We start from the raw sequence: 24,757 nt of genomic DNA, 5'->3' as shown, positions 1-24,757 counted from the left end.
CACCGCGACGAGTCTAGGTCCGCCTGCCTCGGAACCCCCCGATAGCCTCGCGCAGACGGTTGAATGGGGCGGTGCTCCCCGAACCAGACCCGACCCTGTGCCGTGCCCTCGCCGACGATCTGCGGACCGCGGGGTTCGCGGGCGCGGCGCTGCGCGAGGCGTGGGGCGTCCGAGCCGACGACGCCGTCGCGCGAGGCCTGCGCGGACCGGCAGAGCGGGCCCTCGGCGGCCGACGCGACGCGCTCGCGGTCCTCGGGCGTCTGTGGGTCCTCGGTGCACCGGTCGCTCGGGAGGACGCGGCGGCTGCTCTCCCGGGGCTCGGACTCGACGGTGCCGAGGCCCTCGGTCTGGTCGCGCTCGACGGTGATCGCGTCGTCCCCGCGGCCCTCATCCGCCCCCAGCCGTTCGCGGACGCCGACGGCGACGTCGAGTGGTGGATCGCGAGCGACCTCGATGAAGCGGCGCTCGGCGGACCTCTCCCCGAAGACCACGTCCTCGGCGTGGGTGGGGCATCGCAGACCCTGGCCACGCTGCAGCTCACGTGGCGCGGAGGCTCGGCCCTCGACCTCGGCACCGGCTGCGGCATCCAGGCCCTCCGCCTGCGGCGGCTGGTCCCGCGGGTCGTGGCGACGGACATCTCCGAGCGCGCGCTGCGGTTCACGCGCCTGAACGCGCTGCTCAACGACGTCGACGGGATCGAGACCCGGCTCGGTTCGCTCTTCGAGCCGGTCGACGGGGAGACGTTCGATCGGGTGGCATCCAATCCCCCGTTCGTGATCACGCCGCGTGTCGCGGGCGTGCCGGCGTACGAGTACCGCGACGGCGGGCTCGAGGGTGATGCGCTCGTCGCATCGGTGATCTCCTCCGTCGGTGCGCACCTCGCGCCCGGCGGGGTCGCGCAGTCGCTCGGCAACTGGGAGTACCGCGAGAGCGAGTCCGGCCTCGATCGCGTCCACGGGTGGGTGGACACGTCGCTCGACGCCTGGGTGATCGAGCGCGAGGTGCTCGACCCGCTCGCCTACGCCGAGCTGTGGGTGCGGGACGGGGGCACCATTCCGGGCACGCCCGAGTACGCGCGGCTCATCGGCGCGTGGCTGGACGATTTCGCGAGCCGCGGCGTCACCGGAATCGGCTTCGGCTACGTGCTGCTCCGGCGCCCGCTGGCCGGCGCACCGACCCTGTCCCGGTACGAGCGGGTCGCGGGCGGCGGCGAGTCCGCGTTCGGCCCGCACCTCGCAGCGTGCCTGGAGAACCACGACCGTGCCGCCCTCCTGGACGATGAGGGACTGGCATCCGCTGTCCTGCAAGTCGCTCCCGACGTGACCGAGGCCCGGCACCACCGGCCCGGCGAGGAGTCGCCGTCGGTGATCGAGCTGCGCCAGGGCGGCGGCTTCGCCCGCACGCTCGACGTCGACTCGGCGCTCGCGGCCCTGGTCGGGGCGTGCGACGGCGACCTGTCGGTCGGTTCGCTCATCGACGCGATCGCCCAGCTCCTGGACGTGGATGCCGCGGAGCTCCGCGCGGACGTCCTGCCGCGGGTGCGGGAGTTGCTGGTGACCGGATTCCTGGCGTTCGCGGACGCGTGAGGCCCCTCGCCGGTTTCGGTGTCCGAGACACGCCGATGCGTCGGCGCGACGTCCGCGTGTCCTGGACACCCAACCCCGGAGGCGGCGCCGAGGTGGCCGACGGGACCCCGGCGCGTCGGTGCCCCCGGTTAGGCTCGAAGGCATGCTGAACATGGCCGACGGTGTCGCGCGCCTCGGTGAGCTCGCCGAGCATCCGGTGGTCGCCACCCTCGCGCGGGTGTTCGCCGACGCGGGGCGCGATCTGGCGATCGTGGGCGGTCCCGTGCGCGATGCGCTGCTCGGCCGCACGACGCACGACCTCGACTTCACGACCGACGCGCGCCCCGACGAGATCCTGGCGCTCGTCAAGCCGGTGTCGTCGGTGCAGTGGGACGTCGGCCGCGCCTTCGGGACGATCGGCGCCAAGGTGCAGGGCGAGCAGGTCGAGATCACGACGTACCGGGCCGACAGCTACGACGGTGTGACCCGCAAGCCGACGGTCGAGTTCGGCGACACCCTCGAGGCCGACCTCACGCGGCGCGACTTCACCGTCAACGCGATGGCGCTGCGCGTTCCTTCGCGCACGCTCGTCGACCCGACCGGCGGCGTCGAAGACCTGCTCGCACAGCGTCTCCGCACCCCGATCGACCCCGCGGTGAGCTTCGGCGACGACCCGCTCCGCATGCTCCGGGCAGCCCGGTTCGCCTCGCAGCTCGAGTTCGCGGTCGACGCCGAGACGCTGGATGCCGTCGCCGAGCTGCGCGGAACGCTCGAGATCGTGAGCCCCGAACGCGTGCAGGCCGAACTCGTGCGGCTGCTCCAGACCGATGACCCGGTGCGTGGCATCCGGGTGCTCGTGGAGACGCGGTTGATCGAGGAGTTCCTCCCCGAGGTCCCGGCGCTGCGCCTCGAGGTGGATGAGCACCATCACCACAAAGACGTGTACGAGCACTCGCTCACGGTGCTGCGTCAGGCGATCGCGCTCGAGAAGCAGCGTCACCCGGGCGCTGCGCCCGACGTGCCGCTGCGCCTGGCCGCGCTGCTGCACGACATCGGCAAGCCCGCGACGCGGCGTCTCGAATCCGGGGGCGGCGTGACGTTCCACCACCACGACATCAAGGGCGCGCGCATGGCGCGCAAGCGCCTGCAGGCTCTGCGCTTCGACGCGGCGACCACGACGGTCGTCGCTCGCCTGGTGGAGTTGCACCTGCGGTTCTTCGGCTACGCCGAGGGGGCGTGGACGGATGCCGCGGTCCGCCGTTACGTCCGCGACGCCGGCGACGAACTGGAACGCCTGCACATCCTCACGCGGGCGGACGTGACGACGCGCAACAAGCGGAAGGCCCAGCGTCTGGCATCCGCCTACGACGACATCGAGGCGCGCATCGTGGCGCTGCGCGAGCAGGAGGAGATCGATTCGATCCGTCCCGAGCTCGACGGCAACCGCATCCAGGAAGTCCTGGGCCTGAAGCCCGGCCGCGAGGTCGGTGAGGCGTATCGCTTCCTTCTCGACCTGCGCCTCGACGAGGGCGTGCTCGGCGAGGACGAGGCCGAGAAGCGCCTGCGCGAATGGTGGGCCGCGCGGAGCTGAGGAGGCCGCCCGGCGTTCCTCCATGGAAATGCTGGGGAAACGCCCAGTGTCTAGGGTCATCCTCATGACCCCCCTCTCTCCCGCATTCCGTGCGCTGAGCGTCACCACGGTGACGATCGGAATCCTCGCGACCGCCGTGGTCCTGCCGGGCGCCGCAGTGGCCGACACCATCGACCCGGCCGCCGACATCTTCCCCGCGGTGGGAACGTCGGACTTCGATGTCGAGCACTACGACGTGCAGATGGACTACCGAGCCAACGACGACATCTCGGTGGTCACCACGATCACCGCCTCGGCCGCGGCGACGCTCGACACGATCCGTCTCGACTTCGAGGGGCTGACCGTCGACACCGTCACCGTCGACGGGGTCGCGGCGACCTTCGCACGCGAGGACGACAAGGGCGCGACGCTGCACAAGCTCGTCGTCACACCGGCGGCTCCGGTGTCCGGCGACTTCACGGTGGCGGTGGAATACCACGGCGCTCCGGGCACGCACGAGGATCCGGACGGGTCGTTCGAGGGGTGGATGCCGACGAGCGGCGGCGTGGTCGCGCTGGGGCAGCCGGTGGGCACGATGACGTGGCTGCCGAGCAACAACATCCCCAGCGACAAGGCGACCTACGATATCGAGGTCACCGCTCCGACCCAGACGGATGCTCGCGACCTGTCGGTGGCGAGCAGCGGCGATCTCGTCGGACAGGAGCCCGTCGGCGCCGATCGCACGCGATGGTCGTGGCACGTCGGAACGCCGTTGTCGACGTCGATGCTCGTGCTCGCGGTCGGGCACTACGACATCCAGAACTCCACCATCACGCTGGCGAGCGGCCGGGTACTGCCCGAGTGGTCGTTCGTCACGGCGGACGCGTCCGACGAGGATAAGGCTCTCGTGGCGAGCATGCGCGGGCGGATCGCCTCGATGCTCGACTGGCTCGAGACGAAGCTCGGACCGTATCCCGGGGAGAGCACGGGCCTCATCTACGACTACGCCGGCGTGGGGTACGCCCTCGAGACGCAGGACCGGCCGTTCTTCGACGGCGGGATCGACGAGGCCACGCTGCTCCACGAGCTCACTCACATGTGGCTCGGCAATTCGGTGAGTCCCCGCACCTGGTCGGAGATCTGGCTCAGCGAGGGCGGCGCGTCCTTCTTCGAGTCCTATTACGCGTGGGAGGTGCGAGAGCAGGGCGATCCGCGCGACCTCGCCGCTGAGGCGATCGGTCCCGGCGGCGACCCTGACATCTGGGAGGTCCCGACCGTCGGGTGGACCGACCCCGCCCAACTCTTCGGCAACCAGAGCTACGTCCGCGGCTCCTACGTCTACAGCGCCCTCATGAACGCCGTCGGCCCCGACGGCTTCGATCGCATCATGCGGGCGTGGACGAAGGAGCACGCGACGTCGTCCGTCGTCACCGAGGACTTCCTGGCGCTCGCCAACGAGGTGTCCGGCCGAGACCTCAGTCGCACGCTCGTGCAGTGGATCTCGAGCGACACCCCGCCGGCGGTCCCCGAGGACATCGTCTCGTTCGAGCCGCTCACTGCCGAGACGACGGTCGGCACGGCCCCCGTCCTCCCCACGGAGGTCACACCGAACTACGCGTCGGGACCGGGCACGCCCGCGTCGGTCACGTGGGACATCGCGGATGCCGACTGGTCGACGCCGGGGACGGTGACCCTGACCGGATCGGGCACCGACTTCTTCGGCGCACCGTTCACCACGGCATCCCTCGTCGTGACCGTGTCCGCGCCGGCGAGCCCGAGTCCGACACAATCCGCGACCCCGAGTCCGTCGTCGGCCGCGCTCCCGCACACCCTCAGCGCGACCGGCGCGGAGCCGGCCACCGTGCCCCTGATCGCCGCGCTGTCGCTGTTGGTCGGCGGTGCCGTCGTCCTGGTCGCCGCGCGTCGTCGCCGGAAGGCGGACTGAGGTCGGCGGCATCGACCCCGGGTTTGGGGCGCGTTTTTCCGTTTGGGGCGGGACAAACCGCGCCCCGAACGGAGAATCACGCCCCGAACCCGCCGTGCGAGCGCCGAGGGCGGCATCCCGGCCCGACCCCTGGCATCCCGCTGTGAACCCGCCCACCCCGCGCACGGCGACCTACACTGGGCACGACACCGTCACCGCCGATGGGAGTCCCGTGTCTTCGCCGTGGTCGCGACCCGCCGTCTCCCCCGAGAACTCGGGGCTGCTGATCGCGCGCGCCCACGACGAACTGCTCGCCGGCAACGAGGATCGGCGGCTCAGCGACGTGCGTCCGCTGGTGCAGGAGTCGTGGCGGCGGTCGCTGGCATCCCTCGTGGGTCCGGAGGGTCTGCCGACGCTCGATCTCGCGTCCGAGGAGCTCGAGGCGTATCGCCGCGCGCACCCGCTCGCCGGGGTGATGGACATGATCCGCGCCCTGCTGCTGCCGGGGTCGGCGGAGGACTCCGGCGTCGTGGTGGCCGTGGGCGATGCCGCCGGACGCCTGCTGTGGGTCGAGGGTGATCGACACATCCGCACGCGCACCGGCGACATGGGTTTCATCGCCGGGGCGAACTGGTCGGAGGACGTCGTGGGCACGTCCGCGCCCGGGACGGCGCTGAGGCTCGACCGGTCGGTGCAGATCCGCGGGGCGGAGCATTTCAATCGTCTCGTGCAGCCGTGGTCGTGCACCGCGGCGCCCGTGCACGACCCCGAGACGCGGCGGCTGCTCGGCATGATCGACGTCACGGGAGGCCCCGAGGCCGTGACCCCGCAAGCGCAATTGCTGGTGGATGCCACGGCCCGGGCGATCGAGAGCGAGATCCTCGTCGGGCGGCTCCGGGCGCAGCAGGACCCCCCGCCGCGTCGACCGCGGCGCTCCCCCGGGACGCGCGCGCTGCTGCGGATCCTCGGCCGGGATCGGGCGCTGCTCGAGGTGTCCGGCGAGTCCGGCGAGACGGTGGTCGAGCTCGGCGCGCGGCACGCCGAGATCCTGCTGCTGCTCGCCGTGCACCGAGAGGGGATGTCGGCCGAGGCGCTCAGCGAAGCGGTCTACGGGCACCCCGCCACCGAGACGCTGCGCCCCGAGATGGTGCGGTTGCGGAAGGTGCTCGAGCCCCTCGCGCCCGCGCTGGTGCCGGCATCCCGCCCCTACCGGCTGCCCGAAGGCCTCGAGACCGACGCCCAGCAGATGGTGTCGCTGCTCGATCGCGGGGCGCACCGCGTCGCGCTCGCCGCCTACCGCGGGCCGGTGCTGCCCGATTCGGTGGCGCCGGGGGTGGCCGAGGTGCGGGAGTCGGTGCGTCAGGCGCTGCGCGAGGCGTTGATCGAGGAGGCGGGGATCGACGTGCTGCTCGCGTACGCCGACACCGTCGACGGTCGGGAGGATGCCGAGGTGCTGCGGCTGTGCCTCGGGATGCTGCCCGCGCGGTCGCCGAAGCGCGCCGGGCTCGTGTCGCGGATCGAGCGTCTCGAACAGGACTGATGTCGGACCCCGTGGTTACGCTGAATCCATGGACGAACAGACGCTCGACATCTTCTCGGCAGCTCGCGCCCGTCGCGATGTGGGGCGCATCCGCGAGGCCGTCGCCGAGGTCAAGGCCGGCGACATCGCCCGCGTCCTGGTGCGATCGCCCCGCTACGGTCTGTACGCGATCGAGGGGGCCGTCCGCATCGGCGTGGGCGGGCAGCCGCTCGTCGGCGATGTGATCCTCACGACCAGCGCCGAGATCCAGCGCATCGATCTCGGCATCCCCGCGCCCGAGCCGGCCCTGTCGGCCGACGTCGTCGACCCCTCGACCCTCCCCCACGGCACTCCCGTCCGCGTCACGTTCGTCACGCCGACGGCCGCGACCTTCGCCGTCACGGGTCCGATCACCGCGGGCAACGACCGCTTCCTCCTCGTCGGCAGCTGGATCGTGGCCGACGACCGCGCGATCGCCCCGCGCGTGGTGAGCATCGAGCGCCTCGACGACGTCGACCTGCACGAGGTCAACGTCCCGCCGCTGCGGTCGGTGCTGGTCGACGCCGACGCGTAGAGGCCGATGGACGCCGCGGCCCCGGGGTCGCGGCATCCCTCGTCCGTGAAGGGCGTCAGGGCCGGATCAGCACCTTCAGTGCCTCGCGGCTGTCCATGAGGCGGTACGCCTCCGCGATCTCGGACAGCGGCAGTTCGCGTTCGAAGACGCGGCCGGGGTCGATGCTGCCGTCGAGCACCTGGGGCAGCGCCGCCTCGATGTACGCCCGGATGGTCGCGGGTCCGCCGGTCAGGGTGGCGTTCTTGCCGAACAGCGAGGTGAAGCCGACGGGTGCGTCCTCGTACTGGGGGACGCCGACGCGCGAGATGACTCCGCCGGGGCGGACGATCCGGTACGCCTGCTCGTAGGCGGGCATGTGTCCGACGGCTTCCAGCACCACGTGCGCGCCCTCGCCGCCGGTGAGGTCGAGCACGCGTGTCACGCCCTCGTCGCCCCGCTCGGCGACCACGTGCGTCGCGCCGAAGTCGCGACCCAGGTTCGTTCGCGCCTCGTGGCGCCCCATGAGGATGATCTTCTCGGCACCCAGCTGACGCGAGGCGAGGACCGCGGACAGACCGACGGCGCCGTCCCCGATGACGACGACGGTCTTCCCCGGCGCGACGCCGCCCCTGTGGGCGGCGTGGTGTCCGGTCAGGTACACGTCCGACAGCGTCAGCAGCGAAGGCATGAGCGCCTCGTCGGTGCCGGCCGGGACGACGACCGCGGTGCCGTCGGCCTGCGGGACCCGCAGGCGCTCGGCCTGGGTCGCCGACCGGGCGCCGTCGAAGAAGCCGCCGTGCACGCACGACGTGGTGATGCCGTCGCGGCAGAACACGCACGTGTTGTCCGACCAGGCGAAGGGCACGATCACGGTGTCGCCGACCGCGAGGGTGCGGACGTCCTCACCGATCTTCTCGACGACGCCGATGGCCTCGTGACCCATCCGGCGCCCCTCGGGGGTGTGCTCGAGGGAGTGGTACGGGTGCAGGTCGGACCCGCACACGCAGGCGTACGTCACCCGGATGACGGCATCCGTGGGTTCCTCGATGGTGGGGTCGGCGACCTCTTCGACGCGGACGTCGCCCGCGCCGTACATCAGTGTGGCTCTCATCGGTTGCTCTCCTCGGTGATGGGGGCGTTGTACTCGTCGTCGGTGACGTGGGAACCCCACGTCGCGCTCTCCGCGCCCTCGGGGGTCTCCCACAGGGCCAGGTGCGTCATGAAGCTGTCGGGTGCGGCACCGTGCCAGTGCTCTTCGCCGGGCGGGCACGAGACCGTCTCGCCCGCGCGCACCTCGACGATGTCGCCGCCGCGCGCCTGCACCCGCGCCGTGCCCTCGACCACCCGCAGGGTCTGGCCGAGCGGATGCGAATGCCACGCCGTTCGCGCGCCGGGGGCGAACCGCACGAGGCCGGCGTGGAGACGCTGACCGTCGTGCTGCGGTGAGACGACCGGGTCGAGCCAGACGTCGCCGGTGAACCATTCGGGCGGGTTCTTGACGGTCGGTGGGATGGGGAGGATACGCATGGTGTGCTCCGTTCGTCAGGGCGGTACGCCCAGCACACTCCGCAGACGGCCCCCGCGGGAGGCCCTGACGGAAGGTGTACCGCCAGGGCATCCCTTCCTCCGCGCGACGGTCCTACCGTGGACGCCATGGACAACAAGGCCGAGGTGCGGGAGTTCCTCACGACCCGCCGCGCGCGCGTCGCCCCCGAGCAGGTGGGACTGCCGGCGGGCACCAATCGGCGCGTTCCGGGTCTGCGGCGCGCGGAGGTCGCGATGCTCGCCGACGTGAGCGTCGAGTACTACGCCAAGCTCGAGCGCGGACAGATCGCCGGTGCCTCCGCCGCGGTGCTCGAGTCGCTCTCCCGCGCCCTGCTGCTCGACGAGACCGAGCGGATGCACCTCCTCGATCTCGCACGGGCGGCCGATGGCATCCCGACCTCCGGGCGACCTCGGCGACGGTCGAGCGCCACTGTGTCCGCGCGTCCGGGTCTGCAGAGGACCCTGGATGCCATCACCGGCGGGCCGGCGTTCGTCCGCGACCGCCACCAGAACCTCGTCGCCACGAACGCCCTCGGAGCGGCGTTCTACTCCCCCGTCATCGGTGCCGGCGGGCGGGCGCCGAATCTGGCGCGATTCCAGTTCCTCGACCCGGCGGCGCGCGACTTCTATCCCGATTGGGAGCTGTTCGCGCAGATGTGCGTCGGGATCATGCGGGTCGAAGCCGGGCGCGACCCCCACGACCGCACGATGCAGGACCTCGTCGGCGAGCTCACGACCCGCAGCGAGACCTTCGCCCGCCTCTGGTCGGCGCATGACGTACGCACCCATGGGACCGGGACCAAGCGGTTCCATCACCCGGTGGTCGGCGAGCTCACTCTCGCGTACGAGGAACTCGCCGTCACCGCCGAAGACGGGATGGCGCTGCTGGTCTACACCGCCGAACCCGGGTCGCCGTCGGCCGAGCGCCTGCAGATGCTCGCCAGCTGGTCGCTCAGCGAGGCGGCTCGCCCGTGAGCGTCGATGATCTTCTCGAAGCCCTCGACCGCGGTGACACGATCGCCGGCGGATCACCCCTCCACGAGGTCATGCACGCCACGAGTCAGGAGGCCCTGCGGATCGCCGCCGAGCTGAACTCCGCGTACCGCGAGCCCGACGACGTTCGTGCGCTCCTCGCGCGGCTGACGGGGCGTGAGATCGACGAGTCCGTCACGCTCTTCCCGCCCTTCACCAGCGATTTCGGTCGCAACATCCGGCTGGGCGAGCGGGTGTTCATCAATTCGGGATGCCGCTTCCAAGACCAGGGCGGCATCACGATCGGCGACGACTGCCTGATCGGCCACAACGTGGTGATCGCGACCCTGCAGCACGGCATCGACCCCGCTCGCCGCGCGGATCTGCTGCCCGCGCCGGTGGTCCTCGGACGCAACGTGTGGCTCGGGGCGAACGTCACGGTCCTGCCCGGAGTCACGATCGGCGACGACGCGGTCGTCGGCGCCGGGTCGGTGGTCACGCGAGACGTCCCGGCGGCCACGATCGCGGTGGGGTCGCCCGCGCGGGTGGTGCGCGGCATCTAGGATCCGGCGTACGCAGCGCGGGCGGGGCTGGCGCGGTGCGGCGCCGGCGCGTGCGTGGGGCGGGGTGCGCGCGTGTGGTGCGTGCGTGCGCGGGGCGTGCGCGGTCGCGCGGCGCCGAGAGCACACGATCCGTGCGAGGTCACACGCTGTGGGCGGCCGCGACGTGTGCGTTCGCACGGATCGTGTGCTTTCGCGGTCGCGGTCCCGGCCGACCCCCGTGCAACCGGATGCAACCTCCCCCGGCGTACGTTCGGCGCATCGCCGCCCGAAGCCGTCGCGGCGTCTCATGACCGTCGAAGGAGACACGCATGACCATCGTCGAAGAAGGCGTTTCCAGCGTCTACGCCGCCCCCGGTTCGCGCGGGGCCGTCGCCCAGTATCGCGAGCGCTACGGGCACTACATCGGCGGGGAGTGGGTCGAGCCGCACAGCGGCGAGTACTTCGAAGACATCACCCCCGTCACCGGCAAGCCGTTCTGCGAGGTCGCCCGCGGCGACGCGGCCGACATCGACCGAGCAGTGGATGCCGCCTGGAAGGCGTTCGCATCCTGGAAGAAGACCACGCCCGCCGAGCGCAGCGTCATCCTGAACAAGATCGCCGACCGCATCGAGCAGAACCTCGAGATGATCGCCGTCGCCGAGACGTGGGAGAACGGCAAGCCGGTGCGCGAGACGCTCGCCGCCGACATTCCCCTGACCGTCGACCACTTCCGCTACTTCGCGGGTGTGCTGCGGGCCCAGGAGGGGTCGCTCAGCCAGCTCGACGAGAACACCGTCGCGTACCACTTCAACGAGCCGCTCGGTGTGGTGGCGCAGATCATCCCGTGGAATTTCCCGATCCTCATGGCCGCGTGGAAGCTCGCCCCGGCGCTCGCCGCGGGCAACTGCGTCGTGATCAAGCCGGCCGAGCAGACCCCGGCATCCCTGCTGTTCCTGTTCGACATCATCGGCGACCTGCTGCCGGCCGGTGTCGTGAACATCGTCAACGGTTTCGGCATCGAGGCGGGCGCGCCGCTGGCGCAGCACAAGCGGGTCCGCAAGGTCGCCTTCACGGGTGAGACCACCACGGGCCGCCTGATCATGCAGTACGCGTCGCAGAACCTCATCCCGGTGACGCTGGAGCTCGGGGGCAAGAGCCCGAACGTCTTCTTCGAGGACGTGGCTCGCGCGACCGACGACGCCTACTACGACAAGGCGCTCGAGGGCTTCACGCTCTTCGCTCTGAACCAGGGTGAAGTGTGCACGTGCCCGTCGCGGGCGCTGATCCAGCGGTCGATCTACGACCAGTTCCTCGGCGACGGCCTCGCGCGCGTCGGCAAGGTGAAGCAGGGCAACCCGCTCGACCCCGAGACGATGATCGGCGCGCAGGCCTCGAACGACCAGCTCGAGAAGATCCTGTCGTACATCGAGATCGGCAAGGCCGGCGGCGCGAAGCTGCTCACCGGTGGCGAGCGGGTCGACCTCGGCGGCGAGCTGTCGGGCGGCTACTACGTCGCACCGACCGTCTTCGAGGGCACGAACGACATGCGGATCTTCCAGGAGGAGATCTTCGGCCCGGTGCTCTCGGTCACGTCGTTCGACACCTTCGACGACGCGATCTCGATCGCGAACGACACCCTCTACGGCCTCGGCGCCGGTGTGTGGAGCCGCAGCGGCGACACCGCCTACCGCGCCGGCCGGGCCATCGAGGCCGGACGCGTCTGGACCAACACCTACCACCAGTACCCGGCGCACGCCGCGTTCGGCGGGTACAAGCAGTCGGGCATCGGCCGCGAGAACCACCTCAAGATGCTCGACCACTACCAGCAGACGAAGAACCTGCTGGTGTCGTACGCCGAAGGGGCGATGGGCTTCTTCTAAGCCGGCGCTCTGCGGACGGAGCGTCGGGGCGGCGGGTCGCCGACGCTCAGTGGCCCCCGGGATGCCCCCCGGGGGTCACACCCTTTTGCTCGGTGGCGCTGTGGGGTCGCCGGGACCTCGTCCCACTTGTTGCGGTTCCCCGGGCAGGTGCGTCCCACTTGTTGCGGTTTCGGGGCCGCCATATCGACAACTCTTGGGACATGAATCGAAAGGAGTGGGACATGACGACACAGCTCTCCCGCGTGGACGTGACGGATGCCGCGGCCGCGCTGCTGCGCGACCTGACGGCGAAGCACGGCCCGCTGATGTTCCACCAGTCGGGCGGTTGCTGCGACGGCAGCTCCCCCATGTGTTACCCGGTGGGGATGTTCCTCACCGGCCCCAGCGACGTGCACCTCGGCAGCATCGACGTCGGTCTCGACGACCCGATCGACGTCTACATGTCGGAGTCGCAGTTCGAGTACTGGAAGTTCACGCACCTCACGATCGACGTCGTGCCGGGCCGCGGTGCCGGGTTCTCGGTCGAGGGGCCGACGGGGATGCGGTTCCTGATCCGGTCGCGGATGCTGACCGAGGAGGAGGCTGTGGCGTTCGGGGTTGGGGTGTAGGTAGAGCTAGGTCACGACCCGCGGCCTCACGATTTTCAGTTGTATGCGCCGGGCCTTCGAGTGCTCACGAGTGCTCGTATGCCGCGAGATTCCGCAGAAGTCGCCCTCGTTGGTGATGGCTGATTCTCGAAGGTTTCAACCGAGTTCCCGGCCCGAGACCGGCGCTGGAACTCTACTCAATGTCGTCCTCAGCCGAGTTATGGCTTGAGTAGCGTGGCCGGGTCGAAGGGCGGCTGCTGCCGCGCGATTCCGCGACTTGTCACGGTGGTACGAACAGTCTTCCAGCGCAGTGAGATATCTTTGAGCGCTTGGTGCGGCGCTCTCTTCCACTGTGGGAGCACCTCGAACACGGCGTCGAGAACCTTCAGCGCTGCGTCCGAGAGCGGGAGATGCTCGGTGCTACCCACCCCGGCGTTATGCGCAGTCTGGTTCCTAACGAACCTCATCCGCTGCAGGATTTCGTCAGCGTCCAGTCGAACCTCTTCGAGATGCTGCTGAAAGCGAGTGTTGTCTCGCAAAGTGTCCCGTATTTGCTTGATCTGGTGGACGGAGTAAGCCCCCAGCTCGCCTTGAATGCCAACCCATGCCTGAATCGCAGCCCCCGCTTGTGAAGGAGTAAGGCCAGAGGCTGATTGCAAATGATCGGTATGCACACCGTCCGCGATGATGAGCGCAAGGAGCTTTCTCATATCAAACTCTTGTGGCTTGTCCCCCTTTTTTAGCGGCCCCACGCCGCGTTTGATGGCTTGACGCACTTCGGCAGGGAAGCTCGCAGGGTCTTTATGCGCAGTGACCTGCACCCAGACCAGTGTCAGCATGTGGCGAACTTCGACCAGGGAAACCGCGTAGGGGGCGTACTCCGCCACCAGATTCTGCGGGCTCTTGATGCCGCCGCGACCCAGGTATTCCAATGCAATCCACGCAAAGAAGACTTGCATCGATCCTGCGCGTTCGCCCGCGGCCCGGGAAGCAAAGCGGAGTGATCTGTCGACGCTGGGGGCGCCAACGAGGCGCATCTGCCTTGTTGTAGGTTGCGTTCGACCTTTCGGAAATATCTCGCGCGCGACTCTGTCGCCCTCTTGCCAGACCATCACCTTCCTCTTGACCCCAAAGTGGCTGGTGCGATGCTCTGCATTGATCTTGTCGACAACTTCTTCGGCCCTGTCCAGTGCGACATGGCGTGCCTGCTCCACATCCCAGGCATCCACGCTCGTGATCAGAACCTGGGCGAGGACGTCGTGCTTTTCAGTCGCTGAGTTGGAGAACTTGAGGCCCCAGTGATGAAGAGTGAAGCGGACCAAGTCCATATCCGCTGTAGGCCACCTGGCACCGACGGGTGGCGTCGACCAGTTGATGGACTGACTGGGATCAATGCGTCGGAACAGGTTTTGGTCTAGTCCGATGGTGCGCACAGTTCCATCGATAACGACAGCAACCTGGAACGGTCTCGTGGGGTTGGACATGAACTCCAGGAAAGCCGCCGCTGCATTCGTGGCATTCGACTGGCTCCGAATAAGTTCGCAAACAGAACTAGCGAAAAGCTCAGGCGTTCTGCCTTGATTGGCGACTGCAGCGACTAGTTCTCGAACGAGGTTGATTGCTTGCGTCTTGCTGCCCGGGGTAAACTTCTCCGAGCTCTCCAGCAAGTCGGCGAGCATTGAAGAAATCTCTGAAATGTAGGCGAAATTGGCGTTGTAGCTATTCGCGGCAGCGGCAGCAGCTTGCGAGATGGAGGAGTGGTGTGTGGCTAGATGTGCGGACAGCACTCCGTTGTTGTGCTCTCGACTGATGGCATCCTGAGCGACGGACAAGTAGTTGGCAACCTGAGGGTCGTTACTCCGGATGACTTTTGCATAGCTGCGATTCATCGCCCGCTCCGCCCGCTTAAGCGCCGGGACCACAGCTTTTATCGCCATGTTCGGTTCGCTTCGGTAGGCTTCGACAGCTTCGATGACTTCGCTCAGTGCCGCCGGTGGGACCAACCGTGAGCTTGCGGCCAGCTGAAAGTAGGTGCGAGAGTCGGCGCAAGCTTGCAGGGCATCGCAAACGAAGATCGCGCGCTCCATGCCGGCTCCAGCGGGAGCACCAACGGTAGAAATCGCACGAGAGAGGGACATCAACCCACTGTAGCGAGACGCTGCGGTGGCAAGTCAAAGAGAAAACCCCTGGCGTACCAGGGGTTTTCAACCAGCGGCTGATCCTTCGAAATAGGGGCAGCTGATTGCTTAAAGCTACGCAACCCTAGCTCGCGGCGGTCGCGGGCGCAACATCAGACGCCCAAAATCATGTGTACAGGGGTGAGCGCGGGAGAGATCCGCGCGCAGTTCGCTACGACCTCATCGCTCGCGCGGTTGAGAACGAGGAGCGGCACGCTCGTTGAATGCGACCCGCCACGACCGCGCCATCTGAACCGACCGTCGCCGGGCACCGCGATCGGCGGTGTTCTGGCGAGCTATCAAGACCAGGATTCAGGCCGAGTGGTGGTGCTCGGGGGTGTCGAGTACGACGTCGTCCTTGCGTCGGAGGTCGACGACGACCGTCCTATCGAGACGGGCCTGCCTTCGCGTGGGACGGTTTGCTCGTGCAGCAGGTGTGCCTGTGTCAACGAGGCGGACGCTGGTTCCGCCGCGCATTCCATTTGCGGCTGCTGTCTCGCCGACTGCCCTGACGTTTGTCCGGAGCAAGGGGCCGAAGTTAGCGGCTCCGAAGCGGACGGGCAGGGTGTTGTCGCAACCCAGACTGTCGGCCGTCGGAACGCCAGCCGCCAGCCCGCGAACGAGTCGCGGCGTACCGGCCGACATAACGGCAGAATGTGAAGATGAGCGCCTTTCCACTGTACGGCCGTGACGCGGACCGTGACGCTGTCGTCGCTGCGGTGGAGGGGTTCACGCTCGTTGTGGGCGATTCGGGTATCGGCAAGTCGAGCTTCCTTTCAAGTCTGACTACATGGCCGGGCGATCCGCTTCTGTCGAGTCCGATCGTTCTCAAGTCGCTTGAGGGATCGTTGCAGACGGCGCTCGCGGACGCTATCGGGGATTGCATGTCGCAATATCTGAACGACGCGCCCGACGCGCATTCCGCATGGGCCGTCGTGAAATCGATCGGAGCGCGAGCGAAGACGATCACCGGCCGCGAGATCGGACGGGCAGTCCTCTCTCGCGCCCTCACCTTTGCAGAATCAAAGCTCGGCGAGGACGTGATCGACATCGGGAAGAAGGTCCTTGGCGATGTGGCCAAGGGAGGCGTGCTGGGTTTTGACGACCAACTGGCGACGATTCGAGTTCCTGATCGTGCGCAAGAGTTGTGTGAAGTAGCGGCGGAGTTCAGCCGGGCTGTCGGGCGACCAATCGTGCTCCGTTTTGACAACGCGGACCGTCTGGTTCCCTCGGACCACGGGTTGCTTGCTGAACTCATTGACGCCGTTGTCGGGCAGGTGCGGATAGTGGTCTGCGTTACGCCGCACCATTCTTCGGGGGATCAGATCATTCGAGCGGTATCTATGAGAGGCAGCGAGCCTCACGAACTGCTCCCGCTCGCACGCCCTGCCATCGAAACGTGGCTCGTGTCAGCGCACGTGCCTCGCACTCGGTGGGACACAATTATCAGGCTCTCTAGCGGCTATCCCTTCTTCGTTGCTGATGCCGTTCGGCTTTCAGGTGTCAATGCATCGCTCGACGCGATCGCCGCACCGAACGGATTTGAGGCGCTCATGCGCGCTTCGTGGACAAGTATCCCGGAGAGCATCCAGGCAACGGCGGCGCGATTGGCGCCCTTTGTTGACCCACCGAGCGACGATTTCCTTCTTCTGTACTTGGGTTTCGACGATCTGCAATGGGGGATTCTGACCGACACTTTGTTGGAGGCGGGCTTGTTCGTCCGCCGGTCAGATGGCACGGTATGGTTTCACGATCGGCGCCGAGTATTCATCTGGGAAAAGGTACTCGCCCACAACGCGCGAAAGCATGTTGCTCAGGCTGCTTACGCTGCTGTGGCGTCGTGGGTGGACGGTGTCACCAGTTTCGAACTCTGGGTGCCTTCTGCGACTGCGATCCTCGCGCGGGTGGCCGAGCCTAAGCCCCTAGACAGTTCGATTGGCGCCTTGCTAACACTGTCCGATGGTGCGATAGCGCTGCTGTGGGGTCTGATCGAGGTGATAGAGCCGGGCTCGATAGGTGCTCCGTATGCCGAGATTGGCGAGGTAGTTCGTCATGCAGAGGCGCGATCAGGCCGCCCCCTCGATGGGCTGGCCACAATGAATGAACTCGAAGCGAAGAACCTGATCGAGACTCGAGAGGCAGATGACGTCCGCCTCGTTCGCAGTAAAGTGCGTGACAACACCGAGTACGCGGCTCTACTCGGCGAGATCCAGCTGCGCTTCTTCGTTGCTCCGCGGCCGCGTCTAGCCTCCGCAGCATTCGACGCATTCGTTCGCCCCGTGGTGGGCGCGTTCGATGCTGCGGTTATCGCGTTGGGCAGATCAAGGCTTGTAGACCATGAAGATCAAGCGAATATGCTTCGTGACCCGAACCACATCGGGCGGGCCGATAATCAAACGGCCCTTGGGGCGACTCTGACGATCGACGAGCAACAGGTCAGCTTTACAGCGAAGTTCGCCACGCGTGAGGCTCGAGACGAGGCGCGGCGCGCCTTGCTTAGCATCGCAGGGCTCACATCCCGGGTCCAAGTCGACCGGGTGGTTCCCCTGCCGCAGCCTCGACTTCGCTATGCGCGATATCGACTCGCGGCCGAAACGCTAGGACTGGAGCTGGCAAAGACGGAAGCGCCGAAGCACGAAGAGATAGTTGCGTTTCTCGACTTGCGGGCGAGATACGCGGAAGCGCTCGGGACGGTCAGCACGAGCCAGGAACGGGAAGTGCTAGATCTCGGACTCCGACGCTATCTCGTTGACATGAAGAGGATGCCTGACTCTTGGACGTACTTCGAGGTGCGGACCCGAGACGTGCGGGCCACACAAGACGTGACAGAACTCGCTCTCAATCTTCGTGACCCGCTTCTAGAACTCAAGCTCCGAGCCGAGGGTTTTCTGACCGGTGGGGAACGAATCGTGAAGACGACTACCCGGTTTGGCTCGAAGCCGTCGATCCCACATCCCTTAGCGGCTGTCTTGGACGATATCGACCAGGCTGGCAAGAAGTACAACGCCGGGCTTCGCTCAGTGCTCTTCGCGCCCGATCTCGAAGTACTCGAACGAGAGATTCACCGAGAGCGGGAACGGCTTAGAGAGGCGATGCGTGCTTTGGAATCGGTTGGTGTCGAAGAGAAGAAGCCCCACCATCGATCTTTGCTAGTCGGATTCTGGGAGGATGCCGATCCGTGGCGTGGCGGCGACTTTGGCAGCTGGGGTACGTGCGTGCTGGAGCCGGACGACGACGCGGGCGCCGTTGTTGTTCGGAGGCTTTCGCGGTCACCGCTTGACGTCTCCACGTGGCCTGAGGTGACCGTGCCGGACGTGTTCGCCGACTACGCGGGCTTGGAAGTCGTCCGATGGCAAGACGGTGATGCGAGCTACGTCATCGCGCCGCTATTGGGTTACAGTGACCACGACGCACGAATGATGGATTTCGATACACCGCTCGGCCAGATGATCCGCAACACCTATGACGTCGTTGGCGAGAGCGCTGAGTTTGCTTCACCGACGGAGTCATCACTCCATGGTCAGAACGACTAATCAACCGAGCGAAGGCCGGATGCGAAAGCCTATGACCGGCCCCAGACGGGCCCAAGCTCCATGCCCGGGGGCGTCTCGTCTCGCCGTGCTCGCTGATCGGGCGGGAGCGTCGCTCGCGCAACGACCGGCCTGAGTAGCCCTGAAGGCAACGCGAAAATTGCTCTCACCAGGGCAAAGCAGAACCCCCGCCATGTAGAAGCTAGGCGAGGGTTTCTGGGCTGACTGTAATGATCAGCCGTGTGGCTCCGACGGGCGTCGATCCCGTGTCCTCACGATTTTCAGTGGCACGGCGGCGGGAGCGATACAGGTCCGCATCGCTCCCGCTCCCCGGTTGTCGCTACCCGTCGACGTCCGCGTGCCCGGTCAGCCGCCGCGACCTCGCGCCTCGCACCAAGATCGTCAGAACGAACCCCAGCGTCAGCGCCGGTGTCGCGAGCGATGCTTCAGGGGCCAGCGCCCCGACGAGAAGACCCGCGGCGAGGGCCGCGCCGATCGGGACGGCGCCAGTGAATCGACGACGGGCGTCGTAGCCGAGCCCGAGTCCGATTCCGACGATGGCCGACAGCACGTAGATGAACACGGGTGTGCGGATGAGCTCGAGGAGGAAGGTCATGAGCGTCGGTCAGCAGTACGTGTGCGAGATTGCACCGGGCAGGGGCGCGACGACGATGTGCAGGCATCCGCGCGGCCACTGGCGGTTCGCTGTCGCTGCCTGAATCTGGAGGTAGGCAGCCCAGGCACCACAGGCGACGGCGAGTCCCTTCGACTTCACCAGCGCGGTACAGAAGCTGGACGCCGCGGCGTAGTCCTTGATGCTGGCCGTCTCAGAGCGGCTGAGTGTCAGACCCCACGCCGCGTTGCGCCACCCCCACGTGGGGTCTGCGACGACCGGGTAAACCGTCGTCGCTGATGGCACGACGATCTGCGCGAGGCGGTCACCTCGCACCTCGTAGTAGGTCCGAACCGGGGCGCCAGCGGCGTCGGTTGCCCACGCGGGTGCGACAGGCACGTAGATGCCGTCGCGCCCCTCTTGAAGGAAGCCCGCGTTCCCCGCGTCGTCGATGACCGCTCGATATCCGTCGAGACCGAACGTCGCTTTGTGGGTTGAGTCCCTGTCGGGGATGACGGTCTGCACACGGGTGTCACCGTTCGCGAGTGACTGAACCGCCAGCGTCGCGTCATCCGCGCTGGGGTAAACAACTGTGCCGTCTTGCCCGATCTCGCCGTCATCCAGGCCAAGGCCAGAGGGTAGGTCGATTTTGGCGACTACGGTGCGTCCGGCGACTTCGGTGGACACCTCGACGGGGCTGGTGGGATCGATCGGGATCGATGTGTCAGTCTCCGCTGTCGATGCAGCGAACGAGCCGTCGGCCTCCACGGCTTCGACAGGGCGAGAGCCCGCCGGTGCGGCGTCGGAGACGAGCGATACGACGGTCGCCACATCCGTCGTGTCTACGACCGTGTCAGCGCTCGCAGCCGATGCGGAGAAAGCGACGACGCAGCTCGTGACCGCGAAGACCGCCAACGTGCGCAGGTGTCGCGTAGGGCGTGTTCCGCGGGCATTCTTCATGGGATGACCTCTCGTCACGCGATCGCCCTGCGAGCCAGGACACAGCCACAGGTCAATCGCTACTCGTGCTGAGCACGGCGTGTGTGGTGCTCGCAGGTCGAGCGTAGAGAGGTGGACATGTTTGCATGCCCAGATGGGCGCGAGTTCACCCGACGAAGTCGTCCTGTCCGCCGAACGCCCGACTCACTGCGCTCACCCCGTGAATGAACCGAGCCGAAGCGGCGGCATCACAGCCACCCCCGGTCCACCGCCACCCGCACCGCATCCGCCCGATTCCGCCCGCCGGTCTTACCGATGGCGCTGGACAGGTGATTCTTCACCGTCCCCTCGGACAGGTGCACCATGCGCGCGATGTCGGCGACGGACCCGCCGGCGCGGGCGGCGGCGAGCACGTCCGTCTCTCGCTCGGTCAGCGGGGAGTCGCCCTGCGCCAGCGACTCGGCGGCCAGAACCGGATCCACCACGCGGAACCCGGCGGACACCCGCCGCACGGCATCCGCCAGCTCCGCCGCGGGGGTGTCCTTCACGACGAATCCGGAAGCCCCGGCCTGCATGGCGCGCGCGAGGTATCCGGGCCGGCCGAACGTCGTGACGATGAGGGCGCGGCATCCGGGAACCTGGGTGCGCAGAAGAGACGCGGCGGCGATGCCGTCGATGCCGGGCATCTCGATGTCGAGCAGCGCCACGGTCGCCTCGGACGCGCGGGCGGCCTCGACCACCTCGTCGCCGCGGCCGACCTGGGCAGCGACCTCGATGTCGGGCTCCAGCCCGAGCAGGGCGGCCAGGGCGCCGCGCACGAGCGCCTGATCATCGGCGATGAGAAGTCGGATCACCACGTCACCCCGCCCCGAATCCGCCGAGCCCGCTGCGGCCCACGGTCATACCGATCACCAGGTCACCCTCACTCGGAATCCGCCGAGGTCGCTGCGCCCCACCGACATGCGGCCGCCGGCGGTCTCGACGCGCTCGCGCAGTCCCGACAGCCCCGAGCCGGACGCCGCGCCCGACGGCCCGCGCCCGTCGTCGGCGACCTCCACCGAGCGAGAGTCCAGCGACACCCGGCACACGGATGCCTCGGCGTGCCGCACCACGTTCGTCACGGCCTCGCGCACCACCCACCCCGCGAGCTCGCGCCGGTCGGACGGCACCTGATCCGTCGACCCGGGCAGCTCGGGCGCGACGCCGGCGCTCTCCAGCGCCGCACGGGCCGCGGCGAGCTCGCCGCTGATGCTGACACCTCTATACCCGTGCACCGTCGCGCGGACGTCGGCCAGCGCACCGCGCGACAGCTGCTCGATCTGCGACACCTCGTCGCGTGCGGCCGGGGAGCCGGCATCCATCAGTCTTCCGGCGAGCTCGGCCTTCACCGTGATCACGGTCAGCGAGTGGCCGAGGATGTCGTGCACGTCGCGCGCGACGCGGCTGCGCTCGCGCTCGGCGGCGAGCTCGGCGACCTGTTCCTGCGCGGCGCGGAGTCGCTCGAGGGTCGTGATGTTCTGCACGAAGCTCAGCATCATGATCGAGATGGACAGGATGATCGCCGAGTTCAGCACGTTCGTGAACGTGTCGGCGCCGCTCCACTCCCCCACCATGAACGACAGCGCGCTCAACAGCAGCACGAGGATCCACGTGGGGCGCCGGGCGACGCTCGACACGGCGACGGCGACGCCGACGAACGTCCACATCCACCGCACGTCCTCGCCGATCGAGGGCGTCAGGCTCAGGCTCAGCGCGAACATCACCGCGGCCGGGATCAGTCGGCGCCACCCGGAGGTCGTCCGACGCGCGAACGGCACGGACGCGAGGAACACCGCCGCGAACACCACCACGATCAGCGTTCCCACGGCATGAGCGACGGGATCGGGCACTTCCCAGATCGACACCAGCGTCGGGAACGTCCAGATGAGCGAGATGCCCCCGCCGATGAACCAGCCCCGCGTGAACGAGCGCCGGCCCGGAACGCGGAAGCGTCCCGGGCTGGTCTTCTCGCTCATGTCGTTCACGATAGAGCGGCTCACGAACGCCGCGTGTCCCGCCGGAAGAAGTACACCGTGCCGGCGACGAACACCGCGAGCCACACCACCGCGTTGATCAGGGCGCCGAGGTCGAAGGCATCCCCCGTCAGCGGCGCACGCGCCAGCTCGGCGATGCCGTACACGGGCGTCAGCTTGCCGACCGTCTGCAGGAAGTCGGGCATCGACGACAGCGGGTAGAACAGCCCGCCGAGGAACGACAGCAGCACCACCGCGAGGCTCGTGATCTGCGCGACGTTCTCGCCCGGCACCATGTACCCGACCATGAGCCCGAGCGTCGTGAACACCGCCCCGGCGAGCAGCCACGCGGCCAGGCCCGTGACGATCCACTGCACCGCGGACAGCTGAACCCCGACCAGGGATGCCACGACATACGTCGCGATCACCGCGATGAGTCCGAACAGCATGCCCGCCAGGAGCTTCACGATCACGTTGACGAGCGGGTTCAGCGGTGTGAGGCGCAGCTGCCGCGTCCACCCCTGCGCGCGCTCGACTGCGACCGCAGCGCCCGTCTGGGTCGCCGACATCATCGCTCCGTACATCGCCATCGACACCATGATGTACGCGGCCACCGACACTCCCCCGTCGGCCACCGGCACCTGCGTCAGGGGCTCGTCGAGCATCTGGTAGCCGATGATGAAGAACATCAGCACCGGGAACGCCACGGTGAAGAACAGCGCCCTCGGGTTGCGGAGTTTGCGGACCAGCTCGATCCGCAGATACGTGAGCGTGAAGCCGCCCAGCACGGGGGCGGGGCGGTCGAGGCTGATGGCGGTCATCGGGTTGCTCCGTTCGAGGCGTCGGCGGATGCCGGGGAGTCGATGGTGAGCGCGACGAACACGCTCTCCAGGTTTCGCGCGGTGATCTCGAGATCCCGCGCGGGGGTTTCCGCCAGGAGGTGGCGCGCGAGGGCGTCGGAATCGCGGGTGTGCAGCGTCACGCGCTCGCCGGCGGCCTCGACCGAATCGACGCCCGGCAGGGACGCGAGCGCCGTGATGTCGGCATCCGGGATCGTCGCCTGCACGATCCGACCCGAAACGAGGTTCTTGATCTCGGCCGTGGTGCCGTCGGCGACGATCTGACCGCTGCGCATCAGCACGATGCGATCGGCGTACTCGTCGGCCTCGTCGAGGTAGTGCGTCGCGAACATGACGGTGCGGCCGCGGGCGGCATCCGTCCGGATCGCGTTCCAGAACGAACGGCGGGCCTCGACGTCCATGCCGGTGGTCGGCTCGTCGAGGATCAGCAGCGCCGGGTCGCTCACGAGCGCCATCGCGAAACGCAGCCGCTGCTGCTCGCCGCCCGAGCAGAGTCCCACGCGGCGGTTCGCCAGATCCCGGATGCCAGCCCGCTCCAGAGCTTCGTCCACGGGACGCTTCTCGGCGAACAGGCTTGCCGTGAGCTCGACCGTCTCGCGGACCGTGAGGTCTTTCAGCAGACCCCCCGTCTGCAGGACGGCGGAGACCAGGCCGCGCGACACCGCCCCGCGCGGGGTGTGCCCGAAGACGCTGATGGAGCCCGAGTCGGGGGTGGTCAGGCCGAGGATCATGTCGATCGTCGTGGTCTTGCCGGCGCCGTTCGGGCCGAGGAACGCCACGATCTCGCCGGGCTGCACCCGCAGATCGACGCCGCGGACGGCGTGGACGGAGCCGAAGCTCTTGACGACGCCCCGCGCGTCGATCGCGGCGGGGGCGGTGCTGGAGGAGGTCATGTCCTCATGCTGGCCCGGCGCCGTGCCCCGTGCCTGGGGCGGGGGTCACCTCGTGGGGGTGACGTTCGTCATGGGTGGCGCGGTTACGGCGCTTCGGTCGCGGGCCGCTGCGCGCACTGCGAAGTCGAAAGGATATCGACGACGACTCCCTCGTCGCGTGTGAGCACCGAAACGTCGACAGTGCTGTTGGAGTATCCGGGGGCAATGAAACTCGCGGCCGGATAGTTGAGTTCGAGACCTCGGTCATCGGTGCGGAAGTCGGAACCGAGCGCCGCGGGGAGCCCATCGACGAAACTCTGACCGTCGAAGCCCTCGGGAGGGAACACCGTCCACTGGCCGGTGTAGAAGACGCCTTCCCCTTCGCATACGAAAGGCTTGTCCGAGGGATTCTTCTCGACGCGGACGTCAGGCGAGAGCTCGTCGACGACGCGTTGCATCGCCGCTTGTGCCTGGCCGCGGACCGCTTCGTAGGTCGGTAACGAGGTCGGTGCGCAGCCGGCGAGCGCGAGCGCGGCTGCCGCGAGGAGTGCGAGCGCGGGGCGGGTGGCATCCGCCCGCTTTTCCGAGGTCGGACGATTGTTCGGGCAGTGATCGAGGCGGCGCATCAGGAACTCCGTGCCGGCGTGGGGGTATCCCCGTAGTAGTCCAACGGGTCGCCCGGCACGCATACTCCGCCGAGGCTGATGGTGTACCCCGGCGCAGTGCCGAAGGAAATGGCGTTGACGGGACCACCCCGACCGAACACGGTGGGCGTGGGGTCGGAGACGATTCGAGTCTCGATGCCGATCGAGGTCCAGTAGTCGGCAACGCGTTGCGCGTCGGCGGCGGGGTCTTCGCCCGGGGCCGTTGCGTAACCCCCGTGTCCGAAGGTGACTCCTCCTTCACCGTCGGCGTTGCATTGCTGAGGTATGGCGGACCCATCGCCATCCAGAACCCAATCGGCGGCGCCGGACGCGGAAATGGTTCCGTTGAGGACGCTCATCGTCTGGTCGCGTGCCTGTTCGGGTGTCATCTCAGCTTCTCCTGTCGAGCAGCTTGTCATCACGAGTCCCGCTGCGATCAGGACGCCAGCGCGC

21 protein-coding genes are annotated in these 24,757 nt (G+C 68.0%); 10 read left to right on the top strand and 11 right to left on the bottom strand.

The features are described from left to right. The first annotated feature begins 71 nt into the window (after nt 1-71). The 5 genes from QM517_RS14850 (at nt 72) to QM517_RS14830 (ending at nt 7,152) form a co-directional block, all read left to right on the top strand. Complete coding sequence (locus tag QM517_RS14850; RefSeq protein ID WP_283288482.1) at nt 72-1,586, top strand: DUF7059 domain-containing protein; 1,515 nt, start codon at nt 72-74, stop codon at nt 1,584-1,586. Between the two features lie 142 nt (nt 1,587-1,728). After that, nucleotides 1,729-3,156, top strand: coding sequence for a CCA tRNA nucleotidyltransferase (locus QM517_RS14845; RefSeq protein ID WP_077051069.1), 1,428 nt, complete (start codon nt 1,729-1,731; stop codon nt 3,154-3,156). Nucleotides 3,157-3,220: 64 nt separating this feature from the next. After that, nucleotides 3,221-5,080 (top strand): M1 family aminopeptidase, encoded by a 1,860-nt coding sequence (locus tag QM517_RS14840; protein ID WP_283288479.1) that lies wholly within the window; start codon nt 3,221-3,223, stop codon nt 5,078-5,080. A 211-nt stretch (nt 5,081-5,291) separates the two neighbouring features. Beyond that, entirely contained in the window at nt 5,292-6,599 is a 1,308-nt protein-coding gene (locus QM517_RS14835; protein WP_077051071.1) for a GAF domain-containing protein, read from the top strand. A gap of 28 nt (nt 6,600-6,627) precedes the next feature. Continuing rightward, the gene (locus tag QM517_RS14830) at nt 6,628-7,152 is read left to right on the top strand and encodes a hypothetical protein (RefSeq protein WP_283288474.1); all 525 of its coding nucleotides are present in this window, start codon (nt 6,628-6,630) and stop codon (nt 7,150-7,152) included. 55 nt (nt 7,153-7,207) lie between these two features. Here the strand turns inward: QM517_RS14830 and QM517_RS14825 are convergent, their stop codons facing one another. After that, nucleotides 7,208-8,242, bottom strand: coding sequence for a zinc-binding dehydrogenase (locus tag QM517_RS14825; RefSeq protein ID WP_283288472.1), 1,035 nt, complete (start codon nt 8,240-8,242; stop codon nt 7,208-7,210). Next, a complete protein-coding gene (locus QM517_RS14820; protein ID WP_283288470.1) occupies nt 8,239-8,658 on the bottom strand; it encodes a (R)-mandelonitrile lyase in 420 nt (139 codons plus the stop codon). The genes QM517_RS14825 and QM517_RS14820 overlap by 4 nt, the downstream gene beginning before the upstream one ends. A 126-nt stretch (nt 8,659-8,784) precedes the next feature. On the opposite strand from QM517_RS14820, the gene QM517_RS14815 reads away from it, so the two are divergent. The 4 genes from QM517_RS14815 (at nt 8,785) to QM517_RS14800 (ending at nt 12,678) form a co-directional block, all read left to right on the top strand. After that, nucleotides 8,785-9,651 (top strand): helix-turn-helix domain-containing protein, encoded by an 867-nt coding sequence (locus QM517_RS14815; protein WP_283288468.1) that lies wholly within the window; start codon nt 8,785-8,787, stop codon nt 9,649-9,651. After that, nucleotides 9,648-10,211 (top strand): sugar O-acetyltransferase, encoded by a 564-nt coding sequence (locus tag QM517_RS14810; protein ID WP_283288466.1) that lies wholly within the window; start codon nt 9,648-9,650, stop codon nt 10,209-10,211. Before QM517_RS14815 ends, QM517_RS14810 begins: the two co-directional genes overlap by 4 nt. 308 nt (nt 10,212-10,519) lie before the next feature. After that, the gene (gene exaC, locus QM517_RS14805; protein WP_283288464.1) at nt 10,520-12,070 is read left to right on the top strand and encodes an acetaldehyde dehydrogenase ExaC; all 1,551 of its coding nucleotides are present in this window, start codon (nt 10,520-10,522) and stop codon (nt 12,068-12,070) included. 221 nt (nt 12,071-12,291) lie between these two features. Continuing rightward, nucleotides 12,292-12,678: a DUF779 domain-containing protein gene (locus QM517_RS14800; protein ID WP_283288462.1), complete on the top strand. Its 387-nt coding sequence runs from the start codon at nt 12,292-12,294 to the stop codon at nt 12,676-12,678. Nucleotides 12,679-12,875: 197 nt separating this feature from the next. Here QM517_RS14800 and QM517_RS14795 read toward each other — a convergent pair whose 3' ends face one another. Next, the gene (locus QM517_RS14795) at nt 12,876-14,795 is read right to left on the bottom strand and encodes a hypothetical protein (protein WP_283288460.1); all 1,920 of its coding nucleotides are present in this window, start codon (nt 14,793-14,795) and stop codon (nt 12,876-12,878) included. Nucleotides 14,796-15,496: 701 nt separating this feature from the next. Here QM517_RS14795 and QM517_RS14790 point away from each other — a divergent pair. Next, on the top strand, nt 15,497-18,367 hold the full coding sequence (locus QM517_RS14790) for a hypothetical protein (protein WP_283288458.1): 2,871 nt from the start codon (nt 15,497-15,499) through the stop codon (nt 18,365-18,367). Nucleotides 18,368-18,704: 337 nt separating this feature from the next. On the opposite strand, the gene QM517_RS14785 is transcribed toward QM517_RS14790, so the two are convergent. From QM517_RS14785 to QM517_RS14750, 8 genes are all read right to left on the bottom strand, one after another. Beyond that, nucleotides 18,705-18,980 carry a hypothetical protein gene (locus QM517_RS14785; protein ID WP_283288456.1) on the bottom strand — a complete coding sequence of 92 codons (276 nt, stop codon included), beginning with the start codon at nt 18,978-18,980 and terminating at the stop codon, nt 18,705-18,707. Nucleotides 18,981-18,989: 9 nt separating this feature from the next. After that, nucleotides 18,990-19,937, bottom strand: coding sequence for a hypothetical protein (locus QM517_RS14780; RefSeq protein ID WP_283288454.1), 948 nt, complete (start codon nt 19,935-19,937; stop codon nt 18,990-18,992). 227 nt (nt 19,938-20,164) lie between these two features. After that, complete coding sequence (locus QM517_RS14775; RefSeq protein ID WP_308208916.1) at nt 20,165-20,770, bottom strand: response regulator transcription factor; 606 nt, start codon at nt 20,768-20,770, stop codon at nt 20,165-20,167. A 54-nt stretch (nt 20,771-20,824) separates the two neighbouring features. Next, nucleotides 20,825-21,931, bottom strand: coding sequence for a sensor histidine kinase (locus QM517_RS14770; RefSeq protein WP_283288449.1), 1,107 nt, complete (start codon nt 21,929-21,931; stop codon nt 20,825-20,827). Between the two features lie 20 nt (nt 21,932-21,951). Beyond that, the gene (locus QM517_RS14765) at nt 21,952-22,749 is read right to left on the bottom strand and encodes an ABC transporter permease (protein ID WP_283288447.1); all 798 of its coding nucleotides are present in this window, start codon (nt 22,747-22,749) and stop codon (nt 21,952-21,954) included. Continuing rightward, entirely contained in the window at nt 22,746-23,681 is a 936-nt protein-coding gene (locus tag QM517_RS14760; RefSeq protein ID WP_283288444.1) for an ABC transporter ATP-binding protein, read from the bottom strand. Before QM517_RS14760 ends, QM517_RS14765 begins: the two co-directional genes overlap by 4 nt. 83 nt (nt 23,682-23,764) lie before the next feature. Next, nucleotides 23,765-24,286, bottom strand: coding sequence for a hypothetical protein (locus QM517_RS14755; RefSeq protein ID WP_283288441.1), 522 nt, complete (start codon nt 24,284-24,286; stop codon nt 23,765-23,767). Then, nucleotides 24,286-24,693: a hypothetical protein gene (locus tag QM517_RS14750; RefSeq protein ID WP_283288439.1), complete on the bottom strand. Its 408-nt coding sequence runs from the start codon at nt 24,691-24,693 to the stop codon at nt 24,286-24,288. The genes QM517_RS14755 and QM517_RS14750 overlap by 1 nt, the downstream gene beginning before the upstream one ends. Between the last annotated feature and the right edge of the window lie 64 nt (nt 24,694-24,757).

Source organism: Microbacterium sp. IEGM 1404 (assembly GCF_030056775.1).
Taxonomy (GTDB): domain Bacteria; phylum Actinomycetota; class Actinomycetes; order Actinomycetales; family Microbacteriaceae; genus Microbacterium.
Note: the sequence above shows the minus strand (reverse complement) of the source record. Positions and strands in the feature narration are given on the sequence as shown.

Coding starts and splice junctions, on each gene's coding strand:
- QM517_RS14845 (WP_077051069.1), top strand. CDS start 1,729: ATGCTGAACATGGCCGACGGTGTCGCGCGCCTCGGTGAGCTCGCCGAG.
- QM517_RS14840 (WP_283288479.1), top strand. CDS start 3,221: ATGACCCCCCTCTCTCCCGCATTCCGTGCGCTGAGCGTCACCACGGTG.
- QM517_RS14830 (WP_283288474.1), top strand. CDS start 6,628: ATGGACGAACAGACGCTCGACATCTTCTCGGCAGCTCGCGCCCGTCGC.
- QM517_RS14825 (WP_283288472.1), bottom strand. CDS start 8,242: ATGAGAGCCACACTGATGTACGGCGCGGGCGACGTCCGCGTCGAAGAG.
- QM517_RS14820 (WP_283288470.1), bottom strand. CDS start 8,658: ATGCGTATCCTCCCCATCCCACCGACCGTCAAGAACCCGCCCGAATGG.
- QM517_RS14815 (WP_283288468.1), top strand. CDS start 8,785: ATGGACAACAAGGCCGAGGTGCGGGAGTTCCTCACGACCCGCCGCGCG.
- exaC (WP_283288464.1), top strand. CDS start 10,520: ATGACCATCGTCGAAGAAGGCGTTTCCAGCGTCTACGCCGCCCCCGGT.
- QM517_RS14800 (WP_283288462.1), top strand. CDS start 12,292: ATGACGACACAGCTCTCCCGCGTGGACGTGACGGATGCCGCGGCCGCG.
- QM517_RS14795 (WP_283288460.1), bottom strand. CDS start 14,795: ATGTCCCTCTCTCGTGCGATTTCTACCGTTGGTGCTCCCGCTGGAGCC.
- QM517_RS14790 (WP_283288458.1), top strand. CDS start 15,497: ATGAGCGCCTTTCCACTGTACGGCCGTGACGCGGACCGTGACGCTGTC.
- QM517_RS14785 (WP_283288456.1), bottom strand. CDS start 18,980: ATGACCTTCCTCCTCGAGCTCATCCGCACACCCGTGTTCATCTACGTG.
- QM517_RS14780 (WP_283288454.1), bottom strand. CDS start 19,937: ATGAAGAATGCCCGCGGAACACGCCCTACGCGACACCTGCGCACGTTG.
- QM517_RS14770 (WP_283288449.1), bottom strand. CDS start 21,931: ATGAGCGAGAAGACCAGCCCGGGACGCTTCCGCGTTCCGGGCCGGCGC.
- QM517_RS14765 (WP_283288447.1), bottom strand. CDS start 22,749: ATGACCGCCATCAGCCTCGACCGCCCCGCCCCCGTGCTGGGCGGCTTC.
- QM517_RS14760 (WP_283288444.1), bottom strand. CDS start 23,681: ATGACCTCCTCCAGCACCGCCCCCGCCGCGATCGACGCGCGGGGCGTC.
- QM517_RS14755 (WP_283288441.1), bottom strand. CDS start 24,286: ATGCGCCGCCTCGATCACTGCCCGAACAATCGTCCGACCTCGGAAAAG.
- QM517_RS14750 (WP_283288439.1), bottom strand. CDS start 24,693: ATGACACCCGAACAGGCACGCGACCAGACGATGAGCGTCCTCAACGGA.